Genomic DNA, 12,769 nt, shown 5'->3' on the forward strand with positions numbered 1-12,769 from the left:
ATAGGCCTCACTTGAGTCTTCAGATGAAAACACCTAACTTTATTCATGAAAAAACCTGTGAAGAAAACTCCACAGGTCTATTAAATAATTATACTTAAAAACTGTCAACCTATTTTAGGACGACACAGCACACTATAAAAGGAGATGCCAATCTTGTGACAGTGGCCGAGGTAGAAAAATTAATGAGCGGAGATGCATCCGGGAGGGTGGCTCGATAATATTAGAGCTAATTTAGTTAAATTCCCATGGAACAGGGATTTAGGTTCCATGGTAGCAGATTAAGAATTATGGCAAGATATACAAGATTGGAAGTAGTGGGGATGATGCAGAAAACGGGAATGGTCCCGTTGTTCTACCATTCCGATATCGAATTGGGAAAAAAGGTACTCAGGGCTTGTTATGATGCCGGTGCCCGCTTGATGGAGTTCACGGCACGTGGCGATTTTGCCTTTGAGGTTTTTTTGGAATTGAACAAGTATTCCCTGAAAGAGCTTCCGGGGATGATCATGGGCGTTGGATCTATTACCGATGCGGCTGCAGCATCTTTGTATATGCAAATGGGAGCAAACTTTGTGGTAACTCCATCTTTAAGGGAAGATATCGCCATAGTCTGTAATCGCAGAAAAGTACTTTGGTCGCCGGGCTGTGGTTCTTTGACCGAAATAAATAAAGCCGAAGAATTAGGTTGTGAATTGATCAAGCTCTTTCCGGGGTCTACCTATGGACCAGGTTTTGTAAAGGCCATTAAGGGCCCCCAACCTTGGACAAGCATTATGCCGACAGGTGGGGTAAGCACAGAAAAATCAAACCTCAAAGCTTGGTTTGATGCTGGAGTTACCTGCGTGGGAATGGGTTCAAAATTGATTTCCAAGGATATTTTGGAAGGTAAAGATTTTGAAGGGCTACAGAAAAAAGTAGCAGAGACCTTAAAATTGATAGAAACAATCAGAAGGGAAAAATAATGAAGCACGTTCACACCATTTTTTTCTTGTGTGCTTTGCTTTTTGCCACTAGTTGTGAAGAGGCCAGTAACACAAAGACCATAAGGTTGGCCCATGGTTTGGATATCAACCATTCCGTACACAGGGCCATGGTAAAAATGGGGGAAGATCTTGACAGTGTTTCCAAGGGCAGACTTCGTGTAGAGATCTATCCCAATCAACAATTGGGCACCGAACGTGAAATCCTGGAGTTGATTCAACTGGGCAGTCTGGATATGACCAAGGTATCGGTTGCCACTTTGGAGAATTTTGCCCCGAAGACAAGGATATTGGGGCTCCCCTATCTTTTTGAGAGTCGGAAACACGCATTTGAGGTGCTGGATGGTCCTATTGGGCAAGCATTGTTGGACAATGCCGAACAATTTCGATTGAAGGGTCTAGGCTATTACGATGCCGGGTTTCGAAGTTTTTACACCGAGCAAGCACCTGTAACTGCCCCAGATGACCTAAAAGGGCTCAAGATCAGGGTAATGGAAAGCGTTACAGCTATAGATATGGTCAAAAGTCTTGGGGGTTCGCCCACGCCCATTTCTTGGGGAGAACTCTATACATCCCTGCAACAGGGCGTGGTGGACGGAGCGGAGAACAATCCCCCCAGTTTTTACCTTTCCAAGCATTATGAGGTATGTCCTTATTATTCGTTGGACGAACATACATTTTCCCCCGACGTTTTGATCGTTGGCACCCAATTTTGGGGTACCCTTTCGGAGCAGGAACAGGGATGGGTTCAACAAGCAGTAAAAAAATCTTTGGCCCATCAGCGGAAATTGTGGGCCATATCGGAAGCCGAAGCACTAGAAAAAGTTCAGGAAGCAGGGGTAAAGATTTCGTATCCCGATAAGGAACCGTTTATCAAAATGACACGGGAAATGTACCGGACATACGAAGAGGACGAAGAGTTGAACAGCATGATACAACAAATCAAATCATTGGCAAATTGATGGGACTCAAAAGGACATTGGAAAATATTTTGGCGCACTTGCTAGTATTGTTAATGAGCTTAATGGTGCTCAATGTGCTTTGGCAGGTGTTCAGTAGATATGTTATAGGGGAACCAAGTGCCTTTACGGATGAACTCGCCCGCTTCCTTATGATCTGGTTGGGATTATTGGGAACGGCCTACGTATCTGGAAAAAACGGTCATGTGGCCATAGATGTATTGGCCAAACGTGCCAGTGCCAAAAATCAAAAACTATTGAAAAGAGTGGTGTCCGGTTTTATCATCCTGTTTTGTCTTGCGGCAATGGTAACAGGTGGCGGATGGTTGGTGTACACTACCTATGAACTCAAACAGCTTTCGCCGGCATTGGGATTGCCCTTGGCGTATGTATATATCGTGATTCCCTTGAGCGGGTTGATTGTGGTGTACAATAAAGTCGTGGATATAATAACGGATTAAGCCTTATGGAATATATACCCTTACTTGTTTTGATCATCAGTTTTATCGGTCTCTTGGCCATTGGCACTCCTGTAGCGTGGAGCATAGCCATTTCGTCTATGTTGACTCTACTGGTCAGTTTGCCCATGCTGCCTGCATTCGCCACCATATCCCAACGAATGGCCACAGGTTTGGATAGTTTTGCGCTCTTGGCCATTCCATTTTTTATATTGTCCGGAGAATTGATGAACCATGGGGGAATTGCCCACCGATTGATAGCCTTTGCCAAAACCTTGGTCGGAGCTTTACCGGGAGGACTCGCTCTGATCAATATTATTTCGGCCATGTTTATGGGTGCCATTGCAGGATCGGCCATGGCCTCGGCATCTGCCATGGGCAGCATTCTAGGCCCTGAAATGGAAAAGGAAGGGTATGACAAGGGGTTTTCCGTATCGGTCAATATTACTTCTGCCACCACTGGATTGGTAATTCCTCCGAGCAATGTTTTAATCGTATATTCCTTGGCAAGTGGGGGTGCGTCCATTGCGGCACTCTTCTTGGCAGGATATATCCCTGGTTTGATTACCGGGTTGCTTTTGATGATGGTAGCCATGTTCTGGGCCAAGAAGAAAGGCTACGGCAAAGGACAACGAAGCTCATTAAAACAGGTTTTTAAAACGTTTGTTGATGCCGTACCAAGCCTGTTCCTGTTGGTTTTGGTCATTGGGGGCATCGTGGCCGGTGTGTTTACCGCCACCGAAGCTTCCGCAATTGCAGTGCTTTATAGTTTGGTATTAGGTTTTATCTATAAGCAGATAACGTTCAAAAAACTGCCCAACATCTTTTTAAACGCCTCGGCCACTACCGCTGTTGTCATGCTGTTGATAGCGGCCTCCATGAGCATGTCGTGGGCGCTTTCCTTTGAGCATATCCCGCAGGACATCAGCTCGGGACTTTTGTCCATTACTGATAATAAGATAGTGCTGCTGCTCATCATAAACATAATATTGTTGATGGTGGGCATTTTCATGGACATTACCCCGGCCGTTCTCATATTTACCCCGATATTTTTGCCCATTGTTACAAAATTGGGGATAGACCCAGTGCATTTTGGCATCATTATGATCTTGAACCTTTGCATTGGGCTGTGCACACCCCCGGTGGGCTCAGTACTCTTTGTCGGGGTGGGTGTGGCAAAAACATCCATCGAAAAAGTGATAAGACCCCTGTTGCCGTTGTTCGCGGCCATGATACTGGCACTTTTTCTGATTACGTATATTCCAGAGTTGACCTTGTGGTTGCCAGGTCTTTTTGGTCTATAATCGAATTGTAGAATATAATTTTAATTAAATGACATATAAAATGAATAAACTAAACTTAGGAGTCTTGACATTGCTATTGTGTTGGGGATGTGCAGATGCCCCTAAAGACGATACACCTTGGGTCGACCTATTTGATGGGACCCTCAACGGATGGAACCAAAAAGGCGGTGAAGCCAATTATACGGTAAAGGATGACATGATTGTGGGTTCCACGGTGCATGATACGCCCAATTCCTTTTTGACAACGGATAAGATGTATGACGATTTTATCTTGGAACTGGAATATAAAGTGGACTCCACCATGAACTCGGGAATCCAAATACGAAGCAACAGCTTTCCGTATTATCAAAATGGAAGGGTGCACGGCTATCAGATTGAGATAGACCCATCGGACAGGGCATGGAGCGCTGGAATCTATGACGAAGGTCGGAGAGGTTGGCTCGTTAGTTTGGAAAATAATCCAGCTGCCCAAAAAGCCTTCAAACAAAATGATTGGAACCACTATCGCATCGAGGCGATCGCAGATACGATCCAAATCTGGATCAATGGGGTGCCAGCGGCCCATTTGATAGATGACAAAACAGCAAGCGGCTTTATTGCGCTTCAAGTACACAGCATTGGCAAAGATCAGAAAGCGGGAACGGAGATAGCTTGGAAAAATGTCAAAATCTTGACGGACAATCTTTCAAAATATAGGAAAGAAATGCCCTTGGCCCCAGTGGTGACCAAAAACCAGCTTACTGTTGATGAGGAAAAAAATGGATGGCAATTGTTATGGGACGGTGAGACTACCGTGGGATGGCGCGGTGCCCGATTGGATGATTTTCCGGATAAAGGATGGGAAATTAAGGATGGTATATTGACCGTGTTGTCCTCTGGGGGTGAAGAATCGGCCGCCGGTGGCGATATTGTTACAACCGAACTATATGAAGATTTTGAGCTAAAAGTGGATTTCAAATTGACCGAGGGTGCCAACAGTGGCATCAAATATTATGTGGACACGGATTTGAACAAGGGACCGGGCTCGTCCATTGGATTGGAATATCAAATTTTGGACGATGAACGACATCCGGATGCAAAATTAGGGAACCATGAAGGCAGCCGTACGGTGGCATCTTTGTACGATTTGATTCAAGCGGATACGAACAAGCCCATCAACCCGATTGGGGAATGGAATACGGCTCATATCATTTCAAAGGACAACCATGTGGAGCATTGGCTGAATGGCACAAAAGTTTTGGAATACGAGCGAAAAAGTGAAGCATATCGCAAACTGGTCTCCGAAAGCAAGTATGTAAAATGGCCCAACTTTGGAGAAGTGGATAGAGGCCACATATTGTTACAGGATCATGGGGATCGTGTAAGTTTTAAAAACATCAAGATAAAACCAATTAAAAAGCAGTAAACCATGACTACAAGACGCGATTTCATAAAAAAAACAACTACAGGTACCGCTGCTGTTACCTTGGGCGCTACAGTATTTCCTTCTTGGGCGAATGCCCGAATTCTGGGAGCCAACGATCATATCAATTGTGCGGTAATCGGTGTAAGGAGCCGGGCCAAAGCACATGTATTGGCGATCCACCAAGATGTCAACGCCAAGATCTTATACAGTTGTGATGTGGACGATACCATTCTGGAAGAACACAATGCCTGGTGCCAAGAGCGCATAGGATATGTACCGAAGGTAGAAAAGGATTTCCGTAAGATTTTAGAGGATAAGGACGTGGATGCCATCTTTATTGCCACACCTGAACATTGGCATGCTCCCATGGCCATTATGGGCCTACAGGCAGGTAAGCACGTTTATGTGGAGAAGCCCTGTAGCCATAACCCTTATGAAAATGATCTGTTGGTTGCAGCTCAAAAGAAGTACGGAAAAAAAGTTCAGATGGGCAACCAACAGCGCTCCGCCAAAACTTCGATGTCGGCAGTGGAAGACATAAAAAAAGGTGTGATCGGAGACGTTTTCAAAGGAGAGGCCTACTATTCCAATAACCGCGGTTCCATTGGGCACGGAAAGGCAATTGAAGTACCCCAGACCTTAAACTGGGATATGTGGCAAGGTCCTGCGCCTCGTGAAAACTATCGGGATAACATCCACCCTTATAACTGGCACTGGTTCCGTAATTGGGGTACGGGAGAAATCCATAACAACGGTACCCACGAGATTGATATTTGCCGTTGGGCACTTGGCGTGGACTTGCCCGAAACAGTAACAGCATTTGGGGGAAAGTACACTTATGATGATGACTGGGAATTCCCAGACAATCAACAAGTGACCTATACATTCCCAGGGGATAAATCCATTACATGGACCTCCCACAGCCGCGGTATTATGAAACCGGAGCGACCTGGACGGGGAATCACTATTTATGGAAGCAAAGGGGTAATTGAGCTGAGTCGAAATTTTTACAAGCTGTACGATCTTGGCGGTAATCCAATCAAAATCGAGTTCGAGAAAGAACTTAGTGCCACTACCAATACCCAAGGCATCGGAGGACTGGATGTGGATCATGTGTCCAACTTCTTCAATGCTATCCGAAAAGATAATTCCCTAAATTCTGATATAAGGGATGCTAGCGTTTCCACCATGCTCTGCCATTTGGGAAATATGGCCCACGATGCCGGGCATACCGTCCAGATTGACACCCAAACAGGTAAGGTCTTGAATAGTGAAAAAGCCATGCAAAGCTGGAAAAGGGTTTACGAAAAAGGATGGGAGCCCAAACTTTAAGCAATCATGAAACGACGTGAATTTATAGTAAAAGGCAGTTTGGCCGGTTCCGCTGCGCTATATGCTCCAACGGTACTAGGGTACGGTACATCAAGTGCGAATGAAACCATCAATATTGGGGTCATTGGAACAGGGGACCGTGGTGGTGGACTTATTCCTTTCATTAACCAAATTCCCAACATGCGGGTGGTCGCCTGTTGTGACATCATTCCCTTTAGGCTTAGCTCGGGGCTTTCAAAAGTAGAAGGCAAGGCAAAAGGATATTCTGACTACAAAAAAATGTTGGAAGACAAGGATGTGGATGCCGTTTTGGTAGCGACCCCGTTCAGTACACATTCTAAAATTGTTGTCGATGCTTTACAGGCAGGAAAGCATGTGTACGGAGAAAAGACCATGGCAAAGGGATATGAGGGCATCAAGGAATTGGTAGCGGCGGCCGATGCATCCAATAACATATTTCAAGCAGGTCACCAATACCATAGCTCCCGTTTATATTCGCATGTCGTGGAGGAAATCAAAAACGGGAAAATTGGCAAGATAACAGCCTTTGAGTGTCAATGGAACCGAAATGGTAATTGGCGTCGTCCTGTACCGGACCCAAAATGGGAGCGCATGATCAACTGGCGAATGTATCGCGAATATTCAGGTGGTCTTTTGGCCGAACTTTGTTCGCACCAGTTGGATTTTGCCAATTGGGTGATGGATACCATGCCCGAAAAGGTCATGGGCATAGGGGGCATCGATTACTGGAAAGACGGTAGGGAAACCTATGACAATATACACCTGATCTACAGCTACCCCGAAGGGGTACGGGCATCATTTACCTGTCTTACCAGTAACGCGATGGGCGATTACAAGGTCAAGGTAATGGGGGATAAAGGAACGTATATTTTAGATTATGTTAAGGCTTGGTACTATCCCGAGGGAAGTTACCAAAAAGAGACCGGAGAGGTCGATGGTGTTTCAGGGGCTACCTTAAATTGGGACCAAGGCAGGGGGATTCCATTGGAGTTTGACCATGAAGACCCCAGCAGGCAGGCTTTGATTGATTTTAGGGACAATATCGTAAACAATACATTACCCATTTCCAATGCTAAAACAGGTGCCATGGCCGCAGCTTGTGTGCAAATGGGATTGGATGCCATGTATGGTAATAATATTGTAGTGAATACAAAGTAGAGATCAACCTGACTCCACTACGGGAACGAAAACTTGATATTCCTTTACTGGGGGATAAATTTCTCCAAAAATATGGAGCCATTTTTTTATAAATCAATCGAAAAACTCTGCGGGTCAAGATAAATTAATCTGGCCAGATTCTAACCAACCGGGTAAAACTTACCCGATCCATAATTTCTATCTTTTTTATTTTATTCTATAAGACTTTGATAGCCAATGGTTTTGTCGTAATTAATCTTTTTTTTTGTTTTCTGGGCATACCCTTTGCGCTTTAGTTTGCCAAACAATTCCAGGTTCCATGTATGGCTGTTGGCTGACCTAGAATTGCAAATTGATTCTGATGAACTAAAATAAAGATATGGGAACAAAACTATCATTAAAACAACGTATACTGGTCGGATTTGTTCTCGCTATGGCTTTCTTATTGGTAATAGGGGCTAATTTGATGGATCGAAGACAATTTTCAACAATTCAAAAATCAATCGCGTCGATCCACGATGATCGTGTAATTGTACAGGATTATATATACCAACTTAGAAATCTTCTTCACGCACAAGAATTGAAAGTGTTGAATCTTGGGAGTATAGAAAAAAATGATGTGGGTGATAGGGCGGTACTGTTGTTGGAGGATTTTGAAAAGACTGAACTGACTCGGGAAGAAGCTAATTTTCTCAAGCGTTTGCGCGAACAATTCTCCAAATTGGAGTCCTATCAATTGGCCAATATGTCGAACATTGATCAAGAGGAATCCAAATCAACGGTTTTGAACCACATGTACAAAACCAAAGAAACCTTGGATGCCCTTGAGGTAATTCAAATTGAAGAAAGCGGACATCTGACCCAGCTTTCTGAAAAAACACTGACAGTGAATATAATGTTGTCCAACTTGGAAATTGGTTTCATGATCATTATCGGCGTGTCCATTTTGATTTTGGTTTTCCAACCTATTAGAACCTTGTATCCCATGCATTAAATAAAAATAACGTAAAAGTAATAGCCCATTAATGAATTTGCACCCAGTTTATGCTCAACTTATGCATAGTTCGTATTGCTCTTTGAGCAATGATAGAACACACACAGCAGCCTATGCAATGAATACTATAACTAATTGAAAGGAAACCCCGACTCGATTGTGGTAATATCGGATGAAATGATCCAAAAAAATAAGAAGAAGATATAAATAGCGCCCTTAAAAATTATAATATGACAACAACGTTAACATCGAAAAAAAAGCAAAAAAAACAGGGAATGTTGGACAATGTGATGCGTCAATTCAACAATGCCGCGGACATCATAGACTTGAACAAGAACATAAGAAAGATTCTTGAGGTCACCAATAATGAATTCATTGTTCATTTTCCCGTTCGCATGGATGATGGGGAAGTAAAAATATTTACTGGCTATCGTGTACAGCACAATAATTCCTTAGGGCCTTATAAAGGTGGCCTGCGTTACCATCCTACTGTGGATATAGACGCTGCGAGGGCCTTGGCCATGTGGATGACATGGAAGACCTCATTGGCAGGTTTGCCCTATGGAGGAGCCAAAGGTGGAATACAATTGGACCCCACAAAATATTCTCAGGATGAACTGCAACGAATCACAAGGAGGTTTACCTATGCCCTTGGTGACAATATAGGCCCTGAACTGGATATCCCTGCGCCAGATGTGAATACCAACCCACAGACCATGGCCTGGATTTTAGATACTTATATGTCCACCAAATCACCCAATGAACGTTCAAAAAACTTACATGTGGTCACTGGGAAACCTATTGGTGCAGGCGGTTCCGCGGGAAGGGATCGAGCGACCGGTTATGGGGTGTTCTTGACCATAAAGTTTTGGGCGGAACACAATAATATAGTCTTAAAGGATAAAAAATTCATTGTGCAGGGCTTTGGTAACGTAGGGTATTGGGCAGCCTACTTTCTTAAGAATGAAGGGGCAATTCTCACGGCAGTACAAGATGCCTACGGGAGTATATACAACGATGGGGGCATTTCTCCAGAGGATCTCTTGGATTATGCAAAGGCCAATAACGGAAGCATTTCGGGCTTTGCAGGGGCAAGTCCTATAGAAAATACTGAGTTCTTTGGTTTAGACTGTGACATTTGTATCCCTGCTGCCTTGGGCAACCAGATTACAGTAGACAATGCCCATCATATTAAGGCCAGTTTGATAGCAGAAGGGGCCAATGGCCCTACCGACGTAAAAGCAGAAGAGATTCTACTGCAAAGAGGGATTGATATTATTCCGGATATCCTTTGTAATTCTGGAGGTGTTATCGGAAGCTATTTTGAATGGTTGCAAAACCGTAATGGTGAGATATGGCAATTGGAAGAGGTATTGGATAAACTTGAGAGAAAGATGAGGGAATCGTTCAACAAGGTTATGCACAAAACAAGGACACAACAGATGGATATGCGAACCGCAGCCTTTGTTATTGCCATTGAGCGCCTCGAGGAAACTTATGTCCAAAGGGGAATATTTCCATAATGGATCAAAATTGAAGGTTTGCCCCAAATGAAATGGGGTTGTAAACCAAAGCTTTTTAAAACTGAGACTATGGGATATGGGAGTTTCCTTCGGGAAACCGGAAATTAACAATCGATTAAATTGAACAAGAAAATCAACCCATAAATATAATATGGTGTTTTGAAATCAGTTGGCAGACCATACCTTCATGAATCTGTAAGTCAGATAATAAGTAAGAAGGATAAGTTGGAAATAACCAATTGGACCGAAAGCATGGAATTGATCAATGAGGAATTGCAATGTTTGATCCCAATGGAAAACCTTAAAAACAAACCCTGATCAGTAGCGATATCAATTTAGCCAAAATGCAGGATAAAAAACTTTGCATAAGTTTGAAAGTCAAATGATTTTCAATGTATGGTAATTATCTAATAGGCTTTATAAACTACTTGAATGCTATCACCTAAAGTAATGGCCAATTTTTGTATTTACTGGTTTTTGTTATAGGTTGTAAGGATATCCACCACTGATATGTGAATCTAAAAAACAATCAAATCATTTATGAAGAATTTTTTTTCAAATTTTAAAGGAGATTTATTTGGAGGCATTACTGCTGGCATTGTTGCCTTGCCCTTAGCTTTGGCTTTTGGTGTTAGTTCAGGTATGGGGCCAAGTGCGGGCTTATATGGCGCCATATTCATTAGTTTTTTTGCTGCCTTGTTTGGTGGTACCAACACCCAAATCTCAGGGCCTACGGCGCCTATGACGGCAGTGAGTATGGTTGTTGTGGCAAGTATCGTAGCCATTAACGATGGTGACCTCGAGAAGGCATTGCCGGCCATATTGTTGGTATTCCTTTTGGCAGGGCTCCTACAAATTATATTGGGCCTTATAGGTGTTGGAAAATATATAAGGTATATCCCGTATCCCGTAGTTTCTGGATTTATGACGGCCATTGGAGTTATCATTCTTATAACTCAAATACTGCCTTCGGTTGGATATTACCCAAAAGAAGATTCGGACTATGTAAATCAATTTAGACCAAGGGCCGAGGAGGTAATCCTAAAAAATATTCTTGAAGAAGAATCAGAAGAAGGAATTTTGGTCCTTGAGGATTTTCGGGAAACCATTGACCGGGCAGCAGAGGTGTCGGAAGAGAATATTTTAAAAGAGGCCCAAACATTGGCCAATAAAGATGCTTCGGGAGTCATAGGAACTTTTAAGGTTATTCCAAGGGCGGTCCAGCACATTGACTGGTTGGAACTGGCCCTTGCCCTTGCCACTATTATAATAATTTATGGCTTTAAAAGAATTACCACTGCCATTCCAAGTGCTTTGGTCGCCCTATTGGCAGTATCTGGGGCAGCCTACGGATTTGGACTTGATTACAGGCCCATTCAACAAATACCGAGTGGTTTTCCAGTACCCAACTTGGATATTTTCACTGAATTTGAGCTAACATCCCTTACCCCCTATATTTTTACCGCCTTTACCTTGGCACTATTAGGAGCCATTGATTCCTTATTGACATCCGTGGTTGCCGATAATATGACAAAGACCCAGCATAAACCCAATAAAGAATTGATGGGACAGGGAATAGGAAACAGTATTGCCGCTATTTTTGGAGGGTTGCCCGGTGCAGGAGCAACTATTCGTACCGTGGTCAATATAAATGCAGGTGGAAAAACGAGGTTGTCGGGAATGGTCGCAGGGATACTTTTGCTGATCGTATTGTTGGTCTTGGGACCAATTGCATCCAAAATTCCCGCAGCAGTACTTGCCGGTATTTTGGTCACCGTAGGTATCGGTGTAATTGATTACAAAGGATTGAAAGCTATACCTCATTTGCCCAGGGATACCAAGTTTGGACCTTTCAAGATAAGTTCCGAAGTAGTGATCATGTTCGTGGTTTTGGTGCTGTCCTCTACATGGAACTTGGTCTATGCCGTAGGTATTGGGTTGGTAATTGCTTCCCTCATGTTCATGAAAAAAATGGGAGACCTTACTGCCGAACGATCGGATGTTAAAACCTTGGAAGAGGAAAAAGGATGGGCAGATGAGGTCAATTTTCCAGAAGATCTAAAAAAAGAGGTATTCATCAAGCATTTAAAGGGGCCATTGTTTTTTGGGGTTACCAGTGAGTTCCAACAATTGGCCAAGCAAATTCCTAAAACGGCTTCAACGGTAGTAATTAGAATGGATCGTATGCAATATCTGGACCAATCGGGGCTTTACACCCTTGAAGATGTTTTGATAGACCTTAAAAAGGCAGGTGTCAAGGTACTTTTTGTTCATGTTTTGCAACAACCAAAATATATGATGGAGCGGGTTGAATTGATTCCTTCCCTGATTCCCGAGGATCAAATATTTGAAACTTTCGAGGAATGTACCTCTTATATTAAAAAGCAGCATAAAGGAATTGCTAAAGGTGAACAATAGAAGGTTTTATATTTACTAGAGCACAAATTTTGTGGAATTGCGTCCCAATTGAGTAGCCAATGGGAACGCATCAAAGATGAGGTTGCACTTTGGTATATATAGAACCATAATTTCCGTTTGAAGCATGGCAACCTTAGCACAGGACGTTGAGGCCTTACAATAGCTTACTATTGACCAGGCCAGGTTGTTTAAACTCCGTTACAGGAACAGCCATGCTTCGGGAAATTTTTATTTTGTT

Annotated in this window: 10 protein-coding genes; all 10 read left to right on the forward strand. The window is 43.2% G+C overall.

Annotated elements, in window-relative coordinates; genetic code table 11:
- Nucleotides 1–287 precede the first annotated feature (287 nt).
- The 10 genes from J4E06_RS12345 (at nucleotide 288) to J4E06_RS12390 (ending at nucleotide 12,531) form a co-directional block, all read left to right on the forward strand.
- Entirely contained in the window at nucleotides 288–962 is a 675-nt protein-coding gene (locus J4E06_RS12345) for a bifunctional 4-hydroxy-2-oxoglutarate aldolase/2-dehydro-3-deoxy-phosphogluconate aldolase (protein WP_349524241.1), read from the forward strand.
- Entirely contained in the window at nucleotides 962–1,942 is a 981-nt protein-coding gene (locus J4E06_RS12350) for a TRAP transporter substrate-binding protein (RefSeq protein ID WP_349524242.1), read from the forward strand. Before J4E06_RS12345 ends, J4E06_RS12350 begins: the two co-directional genes overlap by 1 nt.
- Nucleotides 1,942–2,400, forward strand: a complete 459-nt coding sequence (locus tag J4E06_RS12355) for a TRAP transporter small permease (RefSeq protein ID WP_349524243.1) — start codon at nucleotides 1,942–1,944, stop codon at nucleotides 2,398–2,400. The genes J4E06_RS12350 and J4E06_RS12355 overlap by 1 nt, the downstream gene beginning before the upstream one ends.
- 5 nt (nucleotides 2,401–2,405) lie before the next feature.
- Entirely contained in the window at nucleotides 2,406–3,701 is a 1,296-nt protein-coding gene (locus tag J4E06_RS12360) for a TRAP transporter large permease (protein WP_349524244.1), read from the forward strand.
- A gap of 40 nt (nucleotides 3,702–3,741) precedes the next feature.
- On the forward strand, nucleotides 3,742–5,106 hold the full coding sequence (locus tag J4E06_RS12365; RefSeq protein WP_349524245.1) for a 3-keto-disaccharide hydrolase: 1,365 nt from the start codon (nucleotides 3,742–3,744) through the stop codon (nucleotides 5,104–5,106).
- Between the two features lie 3 nt (nucleotides 5,107–5,109).
- Nucleotides 5,110–6,438 (forward strand): Gfo/Idh/MocA family oxidoreductase, encoded by a 1,329-nt coding sequence (locus J4E06_RS12370; RefSeq protein ID WP_349524246.1) that lies wholly within the window; start codon nucleotides 5,110–5,112, stop codon nucleotides 6,436–6,438.
- Nucleotides 6,439–6,444: 6 nt separating this feature from the next.
- On the forward strand, nucleotides 6,445–7,617 hold the full coding sequence (locus tag J4E06_RS12375) for a Gfo/Idh/MocA family protein (protein WP_349524247.1): 1,173 nt from the start codon (nucleotides 6,445–6,447) through the stop codon (nucleotides 7,615–7,617).
- A 358-nt stretch (nucleotides 7,618–7,975) separates the two neighbouring features.
- A complete protein-coding gene (locus J4E06_RS12380) occupies nucleotides 7,976–8,590 on the forward strand; it encodes an MCP four helix bundle domain-containing protein (RefSeq protein ID WP_349524248.1) in 615 nt (204 codons plus the stop codon).
- A gap of 230 nt (nucleotides 8,591–8,820) precedes the next feature.
- Nucleotides 8,821–10,113 carry a Glu/Leu/Phe/Val family dehydrogenase gene (locus J4E06_RS12385; protein WP_349524249.1) on the forward strand — a complete coding sequence of 431 codons (1,293 nt, stop codon included), beginning with the start codon at nucleotides 8,821–8,823 and terminating at the stop codon, nucleotides 10,111–10,113.
- Between the two features lie 540 nt (nucleotides 10,114–10,653).
- Nucleotides 10,654–12,531: a SulP family inorganic anion transporter gene (locus tag J4E06_RS12390; protein ID WP_349524250.1), complete on the forward strand. Its 1,878-nt coding sequence runs from the start codon at nucleotides 10,654–10,656 to the stop codon at nucleotides 12,529–12,531.
- Nucleotides 12,532–12,769 lie beyond the last annotated feature (238 nt).

The sequence above is a fragment of the Allomuricauda sp. NFXS6 genome, assembly GCF_040148835.1.
Lineage (GTDB): Bacteria > Bacteroidota > Bacteroidia > Flavobacteriales > Flavobacteriaceae > Flagellimonas.